Source organism: Kribbella sp. NPDC050124 (assembly GCF_044460355.1).
In the GTDB taxonomy this organism is placed as follows: domain Bacteria; phylum Actinomycetota; class Actinomycetes; order Propionibacteriales; family Kribbellaceae; genus Kribbella.
In genome coordinates, this window is record NZ_JBITJU010000023.1 from 95,130 (window position 1) to 113,773 (window position 18,644).

The 18,644-nt window shown below is 68.2% G+C and carries 20 protein-coding genes; 9 read left to right on the forward strand and 11 right to left on the reverse strand.

Going from position 1 to position 18,644, the window contains the following annotated elements; all coding sequences use genetic code 11:
* Positions 1–32 precede the first annotated feature (32 nt).
* Positions 33–1,154: a 23S rRNA (adenine(2503)-C(2))-methyltransferase RlmN gene (gene rlmN / locus ACIBL3_RS36935; protein ID WP_396358547.1), complete on the forward strand. Its 1,122-nt coding sequence runs from the start codon at positions 33–35 to the stop codon at positions 1,152–1,154.
* Positions 1,155–1,157: 3 nt separating this feature from the next.
* On the opposite strand, the gene ACIBL3_RS36940 is transcribed toward rlmN, so the two are convergent.
* Positions 1,158–1,862, reverse strand: a complete 705-nt coding sequence (locus tag ACIBL3_RS36940) for an alpha/beta fold hydrolase (protein ID WP_396358548.1) — start codon at positions 1,860–1,862, stop codon at positions 1,158–1,160.
* A 40-nt stretch (positions 1,863–1,902) separates the two neighbouring features.
* Here ACIBL3_RS36940 and ACIBL3_RS36945 point away from each other — a divergent pair, with 40 nt between their 5' ends.
* Positions 1,903–2,364 (forward strand): GNAT family N-acetyltransferase, encoded by a 462-nt coding sequence (locus tag ACIBL3_RS36945; RefSeq protein ID WP_396358549.1) that lies wholly within the window; start codon positions 1,903–1,905, stop codon positions 2,362–2,364.
* Here the strand turns inward: ACIBL3_RS36945 and ACIBL3_RS36950 are convergent.
* The gene (locus ACIBL3_RS36950; RefSeq protein ID WP_396358550.1) at positions 2,357–3,451 is read right to left on the reverse strand and encodes an LOG family protein; all 1,095 of its coding nucleotides are present in this window, start codon (positions 3,449–3,451) and stop codon (positions 2,357–2,359) included. The genes ACIBL3_RS36945 and ACIBL3_RS36950 overlap by 8 nt on opposite strands.
* 67 nt (positions 3,452–3,518) lie before the next feature.
* Between ACIBL3_RS36950 and ACIBL3_RS36955 the strand changes: the two genes are divergently transcribed.
* Positions 3,519–4,808: an aspartate aminotransferase family protein gene (locus ACIBL3_RS36955; protein ID WP_396358551.1), complete on the forward strand. Its 1,290-nt coding sequence runs from the start codon at positions 3,519–3,521 to the stop codon at positions 4,806–4,808.
* A 45-nt stretch (positions 4,809–4,853) separates the two neighbouring features.
* On the opposite strand, the gene ACIBL3_RS36960 is transcribed toward ACIBL3_RS36955, so the two are convergent.
* The 5 genes from ACIBL3_RS36960 to ACIBL3_RS36980 all read right to left on the reverse strand — a co-directional run bounded on the left by ACIBL3_RS36960 (position 4,854) and on the right by ACIBL3_RS36980 (position 9,845).
* Positions 4,854–5,723 carry an amino acid ABC transporter permease gene (locus ACIBL3_RS36960; protein ID WP_396358552.1) on the reverse strand — a complete coding sequence of 290 codons (870 nt, stop codon included), beginning with the start codon at positions 5,721–5,723 and terminating at the stop codon, positions 4,854–4,856.
* A complete protein-coding gene (locus ACIBL3_RS36965; RefSeq protein ID WP_396358553.1) occupies positions 5,723–6,370 on the reverse strand; it encodes an amino acid ABC transporter permease in 648 nt (215 codons plus the stop codon). Before ACIBL3_RS36965 ends, ACIBL3_RS36960 begins: the two co-directional genes overlap by 1 nt.
* A 94-nt stretch (positions 6,371–6,464) precedes the next feature.
* Entirely contained in the window at positions 6,465–7,394 is a 930-nt protein-coding gene (locus tag ACIBL3_RS36970) for a glutamate ABC transporter substrate-binding protein (RefSeq protein WP_396358554.1), read from the reverse strand.
* Between the two features lie 47 nt (positions 7,395–7,441).
* Positions 7,442–8,170, reverse strand: coding sequence for an amino acid ABC transporter ATP-binding protein (locus tag ACIBL3_RS36975; protein ID WP_396358619.1), 729 nt, complete (start codon positions 8,168–8,170; stop codon positions 7,442–7,444).
* Positions 8,171–8,339: 169 nt separating this feature from the next.
* Positions 8,340–9,845, reverse strand: coding sequence for an amidohydrolase family protein (locus tag ACIBL3_RS36980; protein WP_396358555.1), 1,506 nt, complete (start codon positions 9,843–9,845; stop codon positions 8,340–8,342).
* Between the two features lie 100 nt (positions 9,846–9,945).
* Between ACIBL3_RS36980 and miaB the strand changes: the two genes are divergently transcribed.
* Positions 9,946–11,424 carry a tRNA (N6-isopentenyl adenosine(37)-C2)-methylthiotransferase MiaB gene (gene miaB / locus ACIBL3_RS36985; protein WP_396358556.1) on the forward strand — a complete coding sequence of 493 codons (1,479 nt, stop codon included), beginning with the start codon at positions 9,946–9,948 and terminating at the stop codon, positions 11,422–11,424.
* Between the two features lie 80 nt (positions 11,425–11,504).
* Positions 11,505–12,176 carry a phosphotransferase gene (locus ACIBL3_RS36990; protein ID WP_396358620.1) on the forward strand — a complete coding sequence of 224 codons (672 nt, stop codon included), beginning with the start codon at positions 11,505–11,507 and terminating at the stop codon, positions 12,174–12,176.
* A 64-nt stretch (positions 12,177–12,240) separates the two neighbouring features.
* Here ACIBL3_RS36990 and ACIBL3_RS36995 read toward each other — a convergent pair whose 3' ends face one another.
* Both ACIBL3_RS36995 and ACIBL3_RS37000 read right to left on the reverse strand, forming a co-directional pair.
* Positions 12,241–14,085, reverse strand: coding sequence for a LamG-like jellyroll fold domain-containing protein (locus ACIBL3_RS36995; protein ID WP_396358557.1), 1,845 nt, complete (start codon positions 14,083–14,085; stop codon positions 12,241–12,243).
* Positions 14,086–14,185: 100 nt separating this feature from the next.
* A complete protein-coding gene (locus tag ACIBL3_RS37000) occupies positions 14,186–14,635 on the reverse strand; it encodes an NUDIX domain-containing protein (protein ID WP_396358558.1) in 450 nt (149 codons plus the stop codon).
* Positions 14,636–14,910: 275 nt separating this feature from the next.
* Here ACIBL3_RS37000 and ACIBL3_RS37005 point away from each other — a divergent pair, with 275 nt between their 5' ends.
* From ACIBL3_RS37005 to ACIBL3_RS37020, 4 genes are all read left to right on the forward strand, one after another.
* Positions 14,911–15,762 carry an alpha/beta fold hydrolase gene (locus ACIBL3_RS37005; RefSeq protein WP_396358559.1) on the forward strand — a complete coding sequence of 284 codons (852 nt, stop codon included), beginning with the start codon at positions 14,911–14,913 and terminating at the stop codon, positions 15,760–15,762.
* Positions 15,763–15,779: 17 nt separating this feature from the next.
* Positions 15,780–16,724: a phosphotransferase gene (locus ACIBL3_RS37010; protein ID WP_396358560.1), complete on the forward strand. Its 945-nt coding sequence runs from the start codon at positions 15,780–15,782 to the stop codon at positions 16,722–16,724.
* Between the two features lie 84 nt (positions 16,725–16,808).
* Positions 16,809–17,321 carry a hypothetical protein gene (locus tag ACIBL3_RS37015; protein WP_396358561.1) on the forward strand — a complete coding sequence of 171 codons (513 nt, stop codon included), beginning with the start codon at positions 16,809–16,811 and terminating at the stop codon, positions 17,319–17,321.
* A gap of 51 nt (positions 17,322–17,372) precedes the next feature.
* Positions 17,373–17,627, forward strand: coding sequence for a DUF899 family protein (locus ACIBL3_RS37020; protein ID WP_396358562.1), 255 nt, complete (start codon positions 17,373–17,375; stop codon positions 17,625–17,627).
* Between the two features lie 348 nt (positions 17,628–17,975).
* On the opposite strand, the gene ACIBL3_RS37025 is transcribed toward ACIBL3_RS37020, so the two are convergent.
* Both ACIBL3_RS37025 and ACIBL3_RS37030 read right to left on the reverse strand, forming a co-directional pair.
* Complete coding sequence (locus ACIBL3_RS37025) at positions 17,976–18,218, reverse strand: antitoxin (protein ID WP_396358563.1); 243 nt, start codon at positions 18,216–18,218, stop codon at positions 17,976–17,978.
* Between the two features lie 100 nt (positions 18,219–18,318).
* Positions 18,319–18,567 carry a hypothetical protein gene (locus ACIBL3_RS37030; RefSeq protein ID WP_396358564.1) on the reverse strand — a complete coding sequence of 83 codons (249 nt, stop codon included), beginning with the start codon at positions 18,565–18,567 and terminating at the stop codon, positions 18,319–18,321.
* Positions 18,568–18,644 lie beyond the last annotated feature (77 nt).

The following is an 18,644-nucleotide window of genomic DNA, read 5'->3' on the forward strand; positions in this document are numbered from 1 at the left end:
TGCTGTCGGCGGCGGGCGACAATGGGGCGGTTATGACTACCTCCCTTCCCCTTGTTTTCGATGAGCCGCGCCGTGCCAAGAAGCCGCCGCGGCATCTGGCCGACCTGTCCGGGGAGGAGCGGCGTACGGCGGTCGCCGCGCTGGGCGAGCCCGCGTTCCGGGCCAAGCAGTTGTCGAACCACTACTTCTCCCGGCTGGTGTCCGACCCGGCCGAGATGACCGACCTGCCGGCCGCGACCCGGGACAAGCTGGTCGCGGAGCTGATGCCGCCGTTGCTCACCCGGGTCCGCGACCTGGAGTGCGACAACGGCCAGACCCGCAAGACGCTGTGGAAGCTGCTCGACGGTTCACTCGTCGAGTCGGTCCTGATGCGGTACCCGGACCGCTCCACCATGTGCGTCTCCTCGCAGGCCGGCTGCGGGATGGCCTGCCCGTTCTGCGCGACCGGTCAGGCGGGGCTGACCCGCAACATGACCACGGCGGAGATCGTCGAGCAGGTCGTCGACGGCGCCCGCGCGCTGTCTCGCGGCGAAATCGCGGGCGGGCCCGGCCGGGTCAACAACATCGTGTTCATGGGCATGGGCGAGCCGATGGCCAACTACAAGGCCGTGATCGGCGCCGTCCGGCGGTTCACCGACCCGTCGCCGGAGGGGCTCGGGATCTCGGCCCGCGGGGTCACGGTGTCGACCGTCGGCCTGGTGCCGCGGATCAACCAGCTCGCCACCGAGGGCATCCCGGTCACGCTCGCGCTGTCGCTGCACGCGCCGGACGACGAGTTGCGCGACGAGCTGGTGCCGATCAACAACCGCTGGAAGGTCGACGAGGTGCTGGACGCTGCCTGGGGGTACGCGCAGCAGACCAAGCGCCGGGTCTCGATCGAGTACGCGATGATCCGCGACATCAACGACCACGCGTGGCGCGCGGACCTGCTGGCCGAGAAGCTGGCGGCGCGCGGCGACTGGGGCTGGGTGCACGTCAACCTGATCCCGCTCAACCCGACGCCCGGCTCGAAATGGACCGCGTCGGATCCGGCCGACGAGCGCGAGTTCGTCCGCCGGCTCCAGGCCGGTGGCATCCCGACCACGGTCCGCGACACCCGCGGCCAGGAGATCGACGGCGCCTGCGGCCAGCTCGCCGCCGCCAACAAGGCGTGACGGTCAGGCTGGGCCGGTCAGAAGCTTTGCCAGGGCCGCGGGTTGGGAGAACATCGGCCAGTGGCCGGTCGGTAGCTCGACCAGCTCCCACTCGGGCGACTTGAGTTGCTCGGCGACCTCGCGGGACGGTTCGGCGCCGTCCATCAGGCACTTGATGTAGGTGGTCGGCAGCTCGCCGATCGGCCGGACCAGGTGGGCCGGCTCGGAGATGGATCGCCCGGGGTGCGGCGTACTGCGGCTGACGATCAGCGCGATCGCCTCGTCGGACAGGTCCTGATCGGCGTAGTCCTCGGCGGCCAGCGGCGGCCAGAACCCGCCTGACTCGCCCAGCTGGCCTTCGACCCACGCGCGACCCTCCTGGGACCAGCCGTCGATGAACGACTTCCCGTCGGTCGGGATGTTCGAGTCGACGTACACCACCCGCCGCAGCCGATCCCCGATCCGCGCCGCCGCCTGCCCCACCGGAATGCCGGAGTAGCTGTGCCCGGCCAGCACGACGTCCCGCAGGTCATTGCTCTCCACCACCGACACGATGTCCTCGACATGCTGCGCCTGACCGACCTGAGCCGCATCCGCCCCATGCCGCTCCGCAAGCCCGGCCAACGTCACCGGATAGACGGAATGCCCTTCCTCCCGCAGGATCTCCGCCACCGCATCCCAGGCCCAACCACCCAACCAGGCCCCCGGCACCAACACGAAATTCACCATGCCGCGCACCGTAAACCACCCCACCGACATAACTTGAACCATGCACACAGAGGTACGACGGTACGCGGAGACGGATCGCGAAGCGGTTCTGGCGCTGGCACCACGACTCGCCGAGGGAGTCGCAGCTTGGCGCTCACCCGACCGTGTGCGCCAGGCGGTTACCCACTGGGTTGAGGACGCTCTCGCCAAGGCCACTGCGCCGGGCCGCTTCGTCTATGTTGCCGAGTTCCGCGGGCAGGTCGCTGGGTTCGTGGCGGGCGAGGAGCGGACCCACTGGAGCGGCCAGAACGACGTGTACGTCGGGGAACTCGTCGTGGACGCCGCCTGCGAGCGGGAGGGCGTCGGCCGGGCGCTGGTAGACGCTGTGGTCGAACATGCGGCTCGGGCGGACGTCGAGCGGGTCACTCTGGAGACGGGAGCCGCCAACGCGCAGGCGCGTCGGTTCTACGCCAGTCTGGGGTTCGAGGAGGAGGACGTGCGGCTCACCAGAGTCCTCAGCTGACCAGGGTGGCTGCTTCCTCGATGGTGTCTACGAGGTGGAGGGTGGCGGACATGGGGCGGTTGGTGGCCAGGGATTGGAGTAGGGGCCAGACGGGGAGTTTGGTGGTCCAGTGGTCGATGCCGACGAGGATGAGCGGGATCTGGGTCGCGGGGTCGCCGTAGTAGTTGGGGGTGACGGCCTGGAAGATCTCCTGGACGGTGCCGGCGGCGCCGGGCAGGTAGAGGATGCCGCCCCGGGCGCGGCTCAGCAGCACGTCCTCGCGCTGGGCGTTGGAGAAGTACTTCGCGATCGACGAAGCGAACACGTTCGGCGGCTCGTGCCCGTAGAACCAGGTCGGAATGGACACTCCACCGTTGCCAGGAAACTCCCGCCGTACGCCGAGTCCCGCAGCAGCCCACGCCGCCACCGACGGGCGAAACGACGGTACGGCGGCCAGCGTCCGGAGCACCGTGTCGACGACGGCTTCGTCGTACCCGGACAGTGACGCACCGAGGTTGGCCGCCTCCATCGCGCCCGGACCGCCGCCGGTGACGACGGTGTGGCCGGCCCGGGCGAGCGTGCGACCGAGCAGGACAGCCGACTGGTACGCCGTACTGCCGCGAGCGATCCCGTGTCCGCCCATGACGCCGATCCAGGGCCGGTCGTCGGGTAGCTCGGTCAGGGCGTCGGCGATGGCGTGGTCGTGCAGCGCCGCCGCGAGCGTGCGGCTCGTGTCGCCCTTCTCGTCGTGCTGCCGGGACCAGGCGTAGATCTTGGCGTCCGGAGTGGCGTCGTAGCCGTTGTCCAGGCCGGCGTAGAGCTCCTCGGCGTCGTACAGCGTGCCGCGGTAGGCGTCGAAGGGCAGCGACGGGATGGCCGGGAAGACCAGGCCGCCGCCGTCGCGGATCCAGGCCTCGGCCTTCTCCTCCAGGCCGCAGCCGAGGAACAGCGAGCCGCGCGGGTCCAGCCCGAGGAGCTCCGCCGTACGCGCGGACAGGTCGACGGACTGCACCCGCCAGCCCTCCATCGTCTGGGCCCCGGCGGCCACGATCCGGTCGAAGTGCGCCAGCGACTCGATGTCGACGTGCGGAATGCTCGGCAGTGTCACGCAGAGCACCCTAACCGCGATAGACCGCCACTATGAGCAAGCGCCGCGATGAGGTAATGCTTAGGACATGACACATGCGGAGCTCTGGGAGCGTCACAAGGCCGTCATGCCGGACTGGCTCGCGTTGTACTACGAGGAGCCGATCGAGATCGTGCAGGGGTCCGGCCGCCGGGTCACCGACGGTGAGGGCGCCACCTACCTCGACTTCTTCGCCGGCATCCTGACCAACGCGATCGGCTACGACATCGCCGAGATCTCCGACGCCGTACGCGAGCAGCTGTCCAGCGGGATCGCGCACACCTCCACCGTGTACCTGATCCGCAAGCAGATCGAGCTGGCCGAGCAGATCGCCGAGCTGTCCGGGATCCCGGACGCCAAGGTGTTCTTCGCCAACTCCGGCACCGAGGCGAACGAGACGGCGCTGCTGCTCGCCACCCAGAACCGCCGCTCCAACCAGGTGCTGGCGATGCGCAACTCCTACCACGGCCGCGCGTTCGGCACGGTCGCGATCACGGGCAACCGGGGCTGGTCCGCGAGCAGCCTGTCGCCGGTGAACGTGCAGTACGTGCAGGGTGCGTACCGGTACCGCAGCCCGTTCCGCGACCTGCCCGACGCCGACTACATCAAGGTGTGCGTCGAGGACCTGCGCAACGTCATCGAGACCACCACGTCCGGCGACGTCGCCTGCCTGATCGCCGAGCCGATCCAGGGCGTCGGCGGGTTCTCGTCGCCTCCGGACGGCCTGTACGGCGCCTTCAAGGAGGTGCTGGACGAGTTCGGCATCCTGTTCATCTCCGACGAGGTGCAGACCGGGTGGGGCCGGACCGGTGAGCACTTCTGGGGGATCCAGGCACACAACGTGGTGCCGGACGCGATGACGTTCGCGAAGGGCCTGGGCAACGGGTTCGCGATCGGCGGCGCGGTGGCCCGGCCGGACCTGATGGACAGCCTGAAGGCGAACTCGCTGTCCACCTTCGGCGGCAACCCGATCTCGACCAGCGCAGCGAAGGCGACCATCGACTACCTGCTGGACAAGGACCTGCAGGCGAACGCGGCCAAGCGTGGCGCCCAGCTGGCCGACGGGCTGCGTGGGATCTCCGAGGAGTTCCCGGAGCTCGGGGACGTGCGTGGCAAGGGCCTGATGCTGGCCGCCGAGATCGTCAAGCCCGAGGACCGCAGTCCCGACGCGGCCACCACCGCCAAACTCCAGCAGGAGACGAAGAACCGCGGCCTGCTCGTCGGCAAGGGCGGCCTCTACGGAAACGTCCTCCGGATGGCCCCACCCATGACCCTGACCGAAGCCGAGACCACCGAGGCCCTGGAGATCATCCGCGACTCCTTCAACACCTTGCGCTGAACAGCACAGTGCCCCCGGTACCGTCGTACCGGGGGCACTTGCTGGTCAGAGCGGGGCTTCCGCTGAGGTGGCGGCTTCCGCTGCGGAGGGTGGGGGAGTGCCGCGGGTCTTGCGCTGGCGGCGGGAGCGGGCCTCGAGCCGCTTGGCCAGCAGCGACAGCAGTGAGCACAGGCCGATGTAGATGACCGCGATCACGATGTACGTCGGGATGTACGGGAAGCCGTACTGGAGCCGGCCACCCATCTGCTTGCCCACGTACAGCAGCTCCGCGTAGGTGATGATGAAGCCGAGGGCGGTGTCCTTCAGCAGCACGACCAGCTGGCTGACGATGGCCGGCAGCATCGAAGTGATGGCCTGCGGCAACAGGATCAGCCGGACGACCTGGTTCTTCCGCAGCCCGGTCGCGTACGCGGCCTCACGCTGCCCCTTCGGTACGGCGGCGATACCGGCCCGGAAGATCTCCGCCAGCACCGAGCCGTTGTACAAGGTCAACCCGAACACGACCGCCCAGAACGGGCCCAGGCCGAGATCGAACTGCAGGTTGCCGTAGTAGAAGAAGAACATCAGGATCAGCAGCGGGATGGCGCGGAACAGCTCGACGACCAACGTCGCCGGCGCCCGGAACCACCAGTGGTCGCTGATCCGGGCCGCCGCGAACACGGCGCCGAACAGGAGTGCGAGCACTGTGGCCAGACCGGCCGCCTTGAGGGTGTTGAGCAGACCGTTCCACAGTTCCCGCTGGATCGAGTCGAAGGTGAACTGGATCCAGCGGCGTTCGGCGAACTGTCCGCTCTCGTTCAGCCGGTAGACCACCCAGCCGACGACGGCCAGCAGGGCCACGATGACGACCGCGTTCAGGATCCGGTTGCGCGCCTTCGCCCGCGGGCCGGGTACGTCGTACAGGACCGCACTCATCAGGCCACCGCCGTCCGTCGCTCGGCCCACCGCTGCAGGAAGACCAGGGGAATGATCAGGATCAGGAACCCGATGGTGATCCAGGTCAGCGTGGCGATCTGGTTCTCACCGCGTTCGGCCATCACCGCCGGGATCGCACCGGCCTCCGCGACGGAGAAACCGGCCGCGATCGTGGTGTTCTTCAGCAACGCGATCATCACGCTCATCAGCGGCGGCACGATCGCCCGGAAGGCCTGCGGCAGGACAACGATGTTCAGCACCTGCATGAACGTCATCCCGACCGAGCGGGCGGCTTCGGCCTGGCCGGCCGGGATGGTGTTGATCCCGGCGCGGACGACCTCGCAGACGAACGCCGACGTGTAGACCGTCAGCGCGACCACGGCGGACCAGAAGAACGTCGGCAGCGAGATCTGCATCTTCGGGGCGCCGAAGACCAGGAACGCGAACACCAGGGTCAGCGGGGTGTTCCGCAGGACGTTCACGTAGCCGGTGCCGACGCCGCGCAGGGCCGGTACCGGAGAGACCCGGAACCCGGCCAGGATGGTGCCGAACACCAGGCTCAGGATCCCGGCGATCAGGAACAGCCTGAGGGTGGTCCAGAACCCTTCGACGAACAGATCCCAGTTGTCGGTAAGGACCGAGAGCATCGCGACCTTCCAGAAATGAGTGGCGCGCAATCCCCAGAATCAGCGGAGCGCGGACCGGCCGCGACGCCCTGGCGGACGCCGCGGCCGGAGTGGATCAGTACTTCTCGAGCGGCGGCGGCGTCGAGTCCGAACCGGACTTGCCGAGCGTCTCGTCGTAGATCGCCTTCCAGGTGCCGTCGGACGCGGAGGTCTCCAGGATGGAGTTCACCTTGTCCCGCAGCGCCTTGTCGGCCAGCGGCAGGCCGATGCCGTACTTCTCGGTGCTGAACGGCTTGCCGACCACCCGCAGCTCGTCGGGCGCGGTCGCCGCGTAGCCCTTGAGGATCGCGTCGTCGGTGGTGACGGTGTCGACCTTGCTGTCCAGCAGCTGCGAGACGCACTCGGAGTAGGTCTTGAACTCGGAGATGTTGCTCGTCTCGGTCAGCTGCTCGTCCTTGACCCGCTGGATCGGGGTCGAGCCGGTCGCCGAGCAGACCTTCTTGCCCTTCAGGGCGGTCTTGCCGGCGTCCATCGAGGTGTCGTCCTTGCGGACCAGCAGGTCCTGGCCGGCGATGAAGTACGGACCGGCGAAGCTGACCTGGGTCTTGCGCTTGTCGGTGATCGAGTAGGTGCCGACGTAGTAGTCGATCTCGCCACCGGCGATCGCGGTCTCCCGGTTCGCCGACGGGATCTCCTTGTACTCGATCTTGTCCGGGTCGAAGCCCAGGTTCGCGGCCACCATCCGGGCGACCTCGATGTCGAAACCGCAGCGTTTGCCGTCGGCGTCCTTGTAGCCGAGGTTCGGCTGGTCGGCCTTCACACCGACGACCGGAGTGCCGCGGGACTTGATCTTCGTGAAGGTCGCGCTGCCGGCGACGTCCACGCCGGAGGCAGTCGTGAACTTGTGCAGTTCGCCGCACGCGTCGGACGCGGCGGCGTCGCCGGTGCCGCCGCCACCGGCCGCGGGCTCGTCGTCCCCGCAGGCGGCGACGCTCAGCGCGAGCGCCGCGACGCCGAGGCTGGCGACGAGGTTGCGCATTCTCATGGTCTCGTTCCCCTTCGTGTGGTTGCTGGTACGGCAGCGGGCGGACGTCAGTGCTTCAGGATCTTGCCGAGGAAGTCCTGGGCACGCCGCGAGGTGGGGTTGGTGAAGAACTGGTCCGGGGTGGCCTCCTCGACGATCTCGCCGTCGGCCATGAACACCACCCGGTTCGCCGCGGTCCGGGCGAACCCCATCTCGTGCGTGACCACGACCATCGTCATTCCCTGCTTGGCCAGGTCGATCATCACGTCGAGGACCTCCTTGATCATCTCCGGGTCGAGCGCCGAGGTGGGCTCGTCGAAGAGGATGACTTTCGGGTCCATCGCCAGCGCCCGCGCGATCGCGACGCGCTGTTGCTGGCCGCCGGACAGCTGAGCCGGGTACTTCGAGGCCTGGTTGGCCACCCCCACCCGTTCCAGCAGTTCCATCGCCCGCTGCTCGGCCGCCTTCGGATCCGCCTTGCGGACCTTGGTGGGTCCGAGCGTGACGTTCTGCAGGATCGTCTTGTGCGCGAACAGGTTGAACGACTGGAACACCATGCCCACGTCGGCACGCAGCCGGGCCAGGGCCCGGCCCTCGCTCGGCAGCGGCTGCCCGTCCAGCGTGATGGTGCCCTCGTCGATCGGTTCCAGCCGGTTGATCGCGCGGCAGAGCGTCGACTTGCCGGACCCGGACGGGCCGATCACCACGATGACCTCGCCCTTGTCGATGGACAGGTTGATGTCCTTCAGGACGTGCAGGTCACCGAAATGCTTGTTGACGCCGGTTAGTGCCACCAGACCGGCCGCCCGACTGGTGTCCTGCGTCGAGGTTCCGGAATCGCTCATGGCCAGAACCTAGCGGAGGCAGGGGTGCCGTCGCAGCGCTGGTCGGTTCCACGGTGGTAACGATCTGCAATATAGCCAAGCAGCCTGTGACCATCTGGTCACAGGCTGCTCGAAGACTGCGTCAGCAGCAACCGCCCGCGGGGATCGTCGCCGCCGTCGGAGGCTCTTTCACCGCTGCCTCGACCTCGGCGAGCATCCGCTGCCGGGCTGTGGGTGAGATCACCCGGCCACGCGTGATCACGGTGTGGATCCGGCGGGTGTTGCGGATGTCCCGCAGCGGATCGGCGTCCAGTACGACGAGATCCGCGACCTTGCGTGGTTCGACCGAACCCAGGTTGTCGCGCAAGCCGAGGAACCGGGCCGGCTCGACGGTGGCGGCGTACAGGGCCTGGCGTGGGGTCGCGCCGGCCGCGACGAGCAGCTCGAGCTCCTCGTGCAGGGCGAATCCGGGGACCGAGTACGGCGTTCCGGTGTCGGTGCCGGCCAGGATCGGGACGTCGTGGGCGAAGAGCTCGCGGACGAATCGTTGCCGCCACGCCCACATCTCGTGCTGCCGGGCGATCTCCTCCGCCGGGCGGTTGGCCTTGTAGAGGTTCTCGAGCACGTAGTCGTAGGTTCCGACGGTATCCGCGCTCAGGTACTTCGTCAGCGCCGGATCGAGGGCCGTGTAGTCGGGCTTGTCGAGCACGCTGTGCATGGTGAGCGTCGGCGTGACCCGGGTGCGGTTGCGGCGCAGCGTGCCGAACACGTCGGCGGCGCGGGCGCGGCTGAACGTGTGCGCCGCGAACCACTCGATCGGGTGCAGCTGGCGGAACCAGGCGTTGTAGTCGCCGGGTTTCACCGTGATCTCGCGGACCAACCGCCGTACCTCCACCTCGTACGTGGAGACGGCGAGACCGACCGAGTGGATGTGCTCGATGCTGCGCTGACCGGCGTTGCTGACCTCCTTCGTCGTGAGCTGGTCGGGCCCGTGGCCGTGCACGGTCAGTCCGGTCTTGCGGGCTTCGTCGAGGATGGCGGCGTACGACGCGGGGCTGAGGCGCGAGTAGACCTTGACGAAGTCTGCGCCTTCGGCCTTCACCCGTCGTACGGCGGCGCGCGCGGACGACTCGTCGTCGACCACGATCACCTGGATCAGGTTCGGGTCCCACAGGGTCGGGTCGCCGTCGATGATGTTGCTCGCGACCACCATTCGCGGGCCGGGCAGGGTGCCAGCCTCGATCCGGTCGCGCCAGTCGTACAGCGCCGGGTTGGTCCCTGCCATCTCGCGGACCGTGGTGATGCCGTTCGCCAGGTACAGCGGGGGAGACACCCGCTCGTCGCCGATGCTGTGGACGTGCATGTCGGCCAGCCCTGGGATGACGAACTTGCCGGTGCAGTCGAGCTCGACGGCGCCGCGCGGGACCGGGAGGTGGCGGCCGACTCCGATGATCCGGTCGCCGTCGATCAGCACGGTCTGATCGCGGTTCCGGCGGCCGGTCGCGACGTCGATCACGGTCACGTTGGTCAGGGCGGTGACGTGCTTCTTTGTGGCCAGGGCCTGGCCGGTCGTGAAGGTCGTGCCGCCGGCGATCACGGCGGCGCCGGCGGCGGTACGGGCGAGGAACTGACGGCGAGAACTGTTCATGCCCTTCACTATTCTCGCCGGGTGCGGCCCGGTCAGGGGTGCAGGCCGCCCATCCCAGGTAGGGATTTGTCTACCGCGGCACGTACTCTTGGTGGCTGTCATGCGTACTTATGAGGTCCGCACCTACGGGTGCCAGATGAACGTCCACGACTCCGAGCGGCTGCGCGGGCTGCTGGAGGACGCGGGCTATGTCCGCGCGCCCGAGGGTGACCAGGCCGACGTGGTCGTCTTCAACACTTGCGCGGTCCGGGAGAACGCCGACAACAAGCTGTACGGCAACCTCGGCCACCTGGCGCCGGTGAAGGCCAAGAAGCCCGGCATGCAGATCGCCGTCGGCGGCTGCCTGGCGCAGAAGGACAGGGCGTCGATCGTGCGCAAGGCGCCGTGGGTCGACGTCGTCTTCGGCACGCACAACATCGGCTCGCTGCCGGTGCTGCTGGAGCGCGCCCGGGTGCAGGAGGAGTCGCAGGTCGAGATCCTCGAGTCGCTCGAGGTGTTCCCGTCCACGCTGCCGACCCGGCGCGAGTCGCCGTACTCGGCCTGGGTGTCGGTCAGCGTCGGCTGCAACAACACCTGCACGTTCTGCATCGTCCCGGCGTTGCGCGGTCGCGAGAAGGACCGCCGGCCCGGCGACGTGCTGGCCGAGGTCGAGGCGCTGGTCGCCGAGGGCGTGCTCGAGGTGACGCTGCTCGGCCAGAACGTGAACTCGTACGGCGTCGAGTTCGGCGACCGCTACGCCTTCGGCAAGCTGCTGCGCGCCTGCGGCACGATCGACGGGCTGGAGCGGGTCCGGTTCACCTCGCCGCACCCACGGGACTTCACCGCGGACGTGATCGAGGCGATGGCCGAGACGCCGAACGTGATGCCCTCGCTGCACATGCCGCTGCAGTCCGGCTCGGACCGGGTGCTGAAGGCGATGCGGCGCTCGTACCGGCGCGACCGGTACCTGAAGATCATCGAGGACGTGCGGGCGGCGATGCCGGACGCGGCGATCACGACCGACATCATCGTCGGGTTCCCGGGGGAGACCGAGGAGGACTTCCAGGGCACGCTCGACGTGGTCCGGCAGGCGCGCTTCGCGGGTGCGTTCACCTTCCAGTACTCGAAGCGTCCTGGTACGCCGGCGGAGTCGATGGAGGATCAGATTCCGCGCGACGTCGTACAGGATCGGTACGAGCGGTTGGTCGCTCTGCAGGACGACCTGGCTTGGGAAGAGAACAAGCAGATCGTCGGACGGTCGCTCGAGGTGCTCGTGGCCGAGGGGGAGGGGCGCAAGGACGCCGCCACCCATCGGCTGAGCGGGCGGGCGCGCGACAACCGGCTGGTTCACTTCGCGCTTCCGGAGGGTGTCGAGGCGCCGCGACCGGGTGACGTGGCAACGGTCGAGGTCACGTACGGCGCGCCGCACCACCTGGTCGCCGACGTCTTCGGCTCCGTACGCCGCACCCGCGCCGGCGACGCGTGGGAACGCGCCCAGGATCAGCCGGCTGGCTCGGCGTCTCCCGGCGTGATGCTCGGCATGCCGACGATCGGCGCCAAGCCCCTCGAGCCCGCCGTCGGCGGCTGCCAAGTCGGGTGAGCGCTGAGCGCGACCCAGCCGACAACCGACCGGCCGATCGGCCTGCCTCGGCTCGGCCGGCTCCCGATCGGCCCGGGGCCCTGCCCTCGCCTCCTCTTCCCCCTGACGCCGAGCCGTTTGCGGCCGGGCGGGATGCTGACGTCTACGTTCTCGACGACTCCTGGGTGCTTCGGCGTTATCGCAACGGGCATCCGGTGCGCGACGAGGCCGACTTCATGCGGCACGTGGCGCAGTACGACTACCCGGTGCCCGCGGTCCGCGAGGTCGACGGTCCCGACATGGTCGTGCAGCGCCTCGACGGTCCGACTCTGGGCGATGCCGCGATCGCGGGTGACCTGACAGCGACGCAGGTCGGCGAGATCCACGCCGACCTGCACCGCCGCCTGCAGTCGATCCCAGCACCGAGCGGTACGCCGGGGCTGGTCGTCGTACACGGTGATCTGCACCCGCTGAACGTGATCTCGACCGCCGACGGACCGGTCGTCATCGACTGGCGGAACGCCGAGGAAGGCACCGCGGCGTTCGACGTCGCGATGACCGCGCTGATCTTCGCCCAGGTCGCACTCGACCCGTCGTTCGAGGCCTTGACCCCACTCCTGCACGAGGCACTCGGCGTCTACCTCGCCAACTCCATCGACCCGACCCCGGGCCTGCCCGACGCCCTCGCCGTACGCGGCCGCAACGTCACCCTCACCCCGGAGGAGTTGGCCCTGCTCCCCGCCCAAGAATCCCTGATCCGCTCCCACCTCTGACCGCCCGCTGGCGGGTTATGTCACCGCTGACGTGCTGTACCCCGCCAGCGGTGACACAACCCGGTCAGGCGTTGAGGAACTGCGACGGGGTGAGTGCGTGCGTGACGATCCTGAGCTCGCCGATGTGGCCGGCGAAGGCCTGCTCGATCACGTTGTCGTAGTGGTTCGCGCCGACCAGCCACGGCCGGCCCGCGGTCGCGAGTCCGTTGGACGGGGTCGCCGGGTTGCGGAGCAGCGGCGACGAGTCGACGTACAAGGTCGAGTGCCGTCCGTCGTTGACGACCGCGAGGTGGAACCACTGGCCGGCGACCTGCTCGTGACCCCAGTTGGTGAACGTGTCGTTGTTGTCGAGCGGGTACACCGCCCACTGGAGCTGGCGCCCGCCGGAGAACGCCAGGTTGACGACTGGCTCCAACGGATCGCTGCCGGTCTTGCCCGCGTCCTTGCCGGTGCCCATCCGGCTCAGCAGTCCCTGCCACGCGTGGTCGGCGCCGTCGTCGGTCAGCTTGACGAAGGCCTCGACCGTGTAGCCCTTGGTGAACGTCATCGCGTTGAGCGGCGCGTTGTCCGCCGTACGCAGGTAGCCTCCGCGCGCCGGTCGCTTGCCGCCGGCAAACAACCAGCTGGCGTGACCCGGCTGATCCGGGTGGAACTCGGTCGACGGGCGTGGGGCCTCGCCTGCGAGCTGGACCCTGGTCAGGTGGTTGCCCTGGCCGGAGTGGTCGGTCACCGTGTCCGCGAGCGGCCCGTCGAACCTCCAGTACGCCGCTGTGCCCGGGATCACGAGTTGCTTGGCCGGCCGGGCCGGGCGGACCGGGACCGGTGCGAATCCGGCGAACCGCTGCTCGAAGTCGATCGGCACGCTGAACCGGTTGGTGTCGTCGGTCAGCTCGATCTCGCCCTCGGCCAGCTCACTGCGCCGGGCCGGATCCTGGCCGAGAATCCACGGCGCGATCGTCTCGACGTCGATCGTGTTCCGAGCCAGGTCGAAGTGGTAGAGCCGGATCATCGCCGACCCGCCGTAGTACCGGTCCTGGTAGTTGGTCAGGTGCAGGTGCACGTCGTTGCCGGCGGCATTCTTCCGGGTGGTGCGGCCGGGCGGCCAGAAATGGCCGTTGAGGGTGAGGAAGATCTGGTCGTTGTCCTCGATCAGCTGGTCCCAGACCCGGTTGCCGTGGCCGGTGAAGTACGCGACCGGGTTGCCGTGGTCGGCGTTCACCAGCTCGTGCGTCGTCAGGATGACCGGGAGCCGCGGGTGCGCCGCGATCACCCCGCGGGCCCAGGCGAAGCTCGCGTCCGACGGCCGCCAGTCCATTGCCAGCAGCAACCACTGCCGCCCGGCCGCGCGGAACACGTGGTAGCTGTTGTACCCGTTCTGCGTGGAGCCGCCGTATGTCGCCATCCGCTTGAACCGCTGCGGACCGAAGATTCTGAGGTACGCCGAGTCGCCGCGGGTGTCGTCCTTCGACGCGTCGATGTCGTGGTTGCCGGCCAGCACGGAGTACGGCATCCGGGCCCGGTCGAGGATCTTGAACACTGGGTCGGCCTGCGCGAACTCGGACGCCTGCGCGTTCTCCACCACGTCCCCGAGATGCGCGACGAACACGATGTTCTCGTCCCGCCGCTGCTCGACCAGGTACTCGAAACTCGCTCTGAGCGGCGCCGAGTCGCCCCGATCCAGATCAAACAAGTACTGCGTATCCGGCACCACAGCCACCGTGAACCGCGGATCCTCGGCGTCGCCTCCTTGGCCCGCCTGGCCCGCCGCCGCTTGGGCCGCTTCGGCTGCCTGGGTTGTCGCCGCGGCCTCGTCCGCCCCGAACACGCCGGGCGCAATCACCGCACCTGCGCCGAGCGCCCCAGCCTGCAACAGCCGTCGCCGACTCGTCCCGTCGTACGTCTCGTCCATCCCGCCTCCAGAGCTCGCTGACACAGCAGCGAACTCTAAAGCGGTTCAGCTCATCGGTCGATGAACTCTGTCCAAACCGCGGGGGAGACTTGGGCTGCGGTCAGAAGCCCTGGGCGATCACCGCAGGCAGCCCACCGCCGGACAACCCGGCCAGCACCCGCGCCTCATGCGGCACCACCGGATCGGGCAGCTTGTCCAACGCAAACCAGTCGAGCCCATCAGCCTTCCCCGGCTCCATCAACCGCGCCTCCCCTCTCCACTTCGACGCCGTGAAGAAGAAGTCCACCCGCTCGTCGATCCACTCCCCGTTGCCCCCAGTCCGATGCATCGCGGTCACCGGCACCAGATCCTCCGGCTCGATCTCCACCCCAACCTCTTCCCGAACCTCCCGAATCGCCGCGTCGAACACCGACTCGTCCTTCTCCACATGTCCCGCCGGCACCGCCCAGTACCCATCCATGTAACCGGTGTTGGCCCGCAGCAACATCAACACCTCATCCCCCCGCCGCAACACCACATAAGCCGCCGGCACCACCCGAAACCGATCCATACCCCGACCCTAACCACCCCCACCGACACCACCCGAACCCGCTCCAACGACACCGCTCCGCGGCAGCTGTCTCCGGCGCGCCTGCGGCGTGGCGCGAATTGGCGTAGCGGATCGGAGTGACACGCGGACGTGCTGTGGGGCCATGCCGACACCTGCCGGCGCCGGCCCGGACTGTGGAGGGTTTTCCGGCAGACCCTGGAGGGTATTGCCGGGTATGTGCCGGAAACCCTCCAACGTTGCGCGCTGGAGTGAGTGAGGGGGCGGGGGCCACGAGTGTGTTTCGTGACGCGGGAGCCGATCGGGGGACGCGCGTGTTTGCGCTAGTGTCCGTAGCCATGTTCAGGGTGCGAGGCAGGGCGGGCCACCTGGCGTGGTATCGGACCGATGAGGCTCCGGCCGACGTCGCGTTTCTGCACGGCTTCTCTGACTCCGCGCAGTGCTGGGAGCCACTGATCAGTGCGATGCCGGGGATTCGGGCGCTTGCGATCGATGCGCGCGGGCATGGCGAGTCCGGGCTTCCAGAGGAACCCATCCGCCATGCCGCACATCGCGACGATGCCGCCCTCGTGCTGTCGAACCAGCCTGGTGACGGCGGGGTGGTCGTGGTCGGTCACTCGATGGGGGCGATGGCGGCGGCCCACTTGGCCGCGTCGAGGCCGGATCTGGTTCGTGCGGTTGTGCTGGAGGACCCGCCGACCGGAGCGGCGCCCGGCAACCAACGGGGTCGATCGTGGTCCGAACCGCGATGGCTCGCGGACCTCCGAGCACTTGATCTGCCGTCACGGATCGCGCGGGGTCGATCCGACGAGCCCGACTGGCCCGATGACGAGCTCGAGCCTTGGGCGGTGTCGAAGGCGCAAGTCAACCCGCATTTGTTCGATCTGCCGTTTGAGGAAGCGGCCCCGCTGACCGACCTGCTGGCCGCGACAACCTGCCCAGTACTGCTGATCCATGGGGACACTGAACGCGGCTCGCTGATCTCCGCCGAATACGCGGAGACCTGCGCCCGAGTGGCGGCCGGCGAGTTCCAGGCGGCACACATTGCCGGAGCTGGCCATTCGGTGCGCCGCGACAACCGCCCGCAGTACATCGCAGCACTCACCACATTCCTCGACCGGCACCGCTGAGCCAGGGTTGACGTGGGATGGACATCCTCGACGAGTTCGGACGGGTACAACGGACTCCCGAAGCTGTTGCGTACCTCGACGACTTGGTCAAGAGCGAACCATCGCTCGCAGAGTTCGTAGCGCCGATTCCGGAGCTGATCCCCTGGGGCAACTCAGCGATGTACTTCACCGGACGCTGGGCGCAGCTAGACGTCGAGGTCCTGCTGAAGGTCGGCGTGTCGGAAACCCAGCGATTCTGGAGCGAGATCGTTCCAGAGCGGGATCCCGAGCTGGCCCCACGAGTTCTTGCAATCGGCGATCGGCTGGGCGGGATCGAACTCGGATGGGTCCTGATGGAACGGCTGCCGAGTGGCCTGCATGATGGCTGGGGCGGCGTGGAGTTCAACTTGTTGATGGACGCCGGCGTGCGCTTCCAGAGCCTCGCACGCACGATCGCGTCGGCGCCCCACACAGAGCTGACCGCCGATACCGTCCGCGGCTGGCTCGTGTTGGGCAACGAACGAAACGCGCCCGGTCCCGTCGACGCCGTACTCGAGCGCTTCCCGGAGGACTGGCGATTCCTCAATCAGGTCTGCCAGCCCGAGATCTGCCACGGGGACCTGCACATGGCGAACGTGCTGATGCGAACTCTGGCTCCGGACGTCAGCCCGGCGCTGCTCATCGACTTCGAACCCTGCCGGATGCCGTGGGTTTTCGACGCCGCTTACCCCCAGGTGCTGAACTCCGATCCGGCCCGGGCAGGCTGGCAGGACATGGTTGGGCAGATGGCGGACCACCGTCGGGCGCATGGCCTTCCCGTCTGCGCAGACGAGGATCTGACTCGGCTGGCCACCATCGCGCTCGCCTGGTACGCCCTGCGGATGTGGGGGATGCTCGGCCCCACCCCGGACCCCTCCTGGCGAGAGCCCGCGATATGGCACGAGCAGAACAGGACCTACATCGAAGCCAGCGCAGGGCTCTAGATCAGAGCGAATCAACTTAGGTCAGAGGACTGTCGCCGTCCGAGGCCCTACCGTCGGCTGCTGATTCCTGTCTAGCATCCGGTTGTGGTGGGTGCAGGCAAGCCCAAGGGGAGTGGCGCGCAGGAGTGGTCGCTGCCGTTGGATGTGACGGGCGACGCGAGGTACTCGGAAGAGCGGGCCCGGGTTCGCGCCATGCTGACGCATCTGCAGGCGTACGACGGGGGCATGCTGTGGGATGCATCGACGTCGACGCTGACGATTCAGATGACGACGGAGGATGCACTTCAGCAGGCGCGACTTCTCCTGCTGGTCACGAGCCCGACTTGGTTGCGCGTGATCTTCGTCGAGGTTCAGTACTCCGCCCTGGCGTTGGAGGAACTCGCTGCCCGACTGTTCGAGCATCAGACCGCCTGGGCCGGCGCCTCGGGCATCAGCGGCGGCGTCGACTACCGCGCGAACCGGGTACAGATGCTGGTCAACCGCAACCACGAACACGCCGACACTCTGGTCCAAGCCATCAACCACCTGAACGATCCGAGAATCACCCTAGAGATCTACACGTCAGGGTCGGGAGTTTACGGCCAACCGCGCGGGTAACCGGGTACGGATCGCACCGCTCGGCGGCAGCTCAGCGAAAGGAGCGATTCCGTGAAGACGCCACCTGTCGTGTCGGCTGAGGAGTGGAACGCGGCCCGCGAGGAGCTTCTGCGCAAGGAGAAGGAGCACACTCGCGCGAAGGATGCGCTGGCAGCCGAGCGCCGCCGGCTGCCGTGGATCCGGGTCGAGAAGGAGTACACCTTCGAGGGGCCGGACGGAAAGGTGGGCCTGCCCGATCTGTTCTGTTCATTTGCCGTTGTCTCTCACAGCCCGGCGCGCCTCATGACGCCGGTGGGTTTCCCCTGAGTCTGCGAGCGCGCCCGACTTCTCTGAAGGCGTCCAGCTGTCGTGATCCGGCACAGCCGGATTCAGACATCCCCGCCCCGGCGGCAACGACTCACCGCAGGGCGAGCGCGTGTCGGCGGAGACCGATCGGCGAGCTGGTCAGAGGCGCTGGTCCCGGGCTTGCGAGCGAGTTCGTGACCCCCTGGGTCCGCAGTCTGTTCGCGCGATCTGGCTGGGCGGGACTGCGGGGTGCGGCGTCGCCGGAGGCGGTCATCAGAGCAGTCACGCCGTAGGCGTGTCCGGTTTGCGTCGTACCAGCTGGACATGACGGAGGGCCGCAAGGTTTTCCTTGCGGCCCTCCGGTGTGGCTCAGGCGGGGCGGTTCTTGTCGGGGATGTCGTCGTTTTGGCCGTCGAGGTTGTCCAGGCCTTCTTTGGCCTTCTCGACGCCCTGGTCGATCTTGTCGCCGTACTTGCCGCCCGTCTTCTCGTCGATCAAGTGGCCGGCCTTGTCCAGGCCCTCGCCCACCTTGTCGCCGTGCTGGTCGACCAGGTCGCCGGCCTTGTCCTTCAGGCCCTCGGCCTTGCCCTTGAACTTGTCGAAGATGCCCATCTGCGGGGCTCCCATTCCTGCGTAGTTGAATGCTTACAGACAGCTAGCGGTGATCTTCGCATCTACTCCGCCGGAACTGTGGGATCTCCGCTGTGCCTTGTCAGACTCCGGAGCCCTCGATGTCGCCGCCGGACTCGATGTCGCCGCCGGACTCGATGTCGCCGCCGGACTCGATGTCGCCGCCCGACTCGATGTCGCCGCCGGAGTCGCTCCCGCCGCCGTCGCCGCCGTCGCCGCCGACCTCGATATCACCCCCGCTACGCTTCGCCGCGTCGAACTCCGGGCCATCGCCCCCCAGGTCCAGGGCTTCCTTCGCCTGGTCGGACCCTTCTTCGATCGGATTCGTCACTGCTTCCTCCCGTATTGAGTATTGCGATCAGGAGCGTTCCTATCCAAGATCCCGGGTCATCCACAAGACCGGGGGCA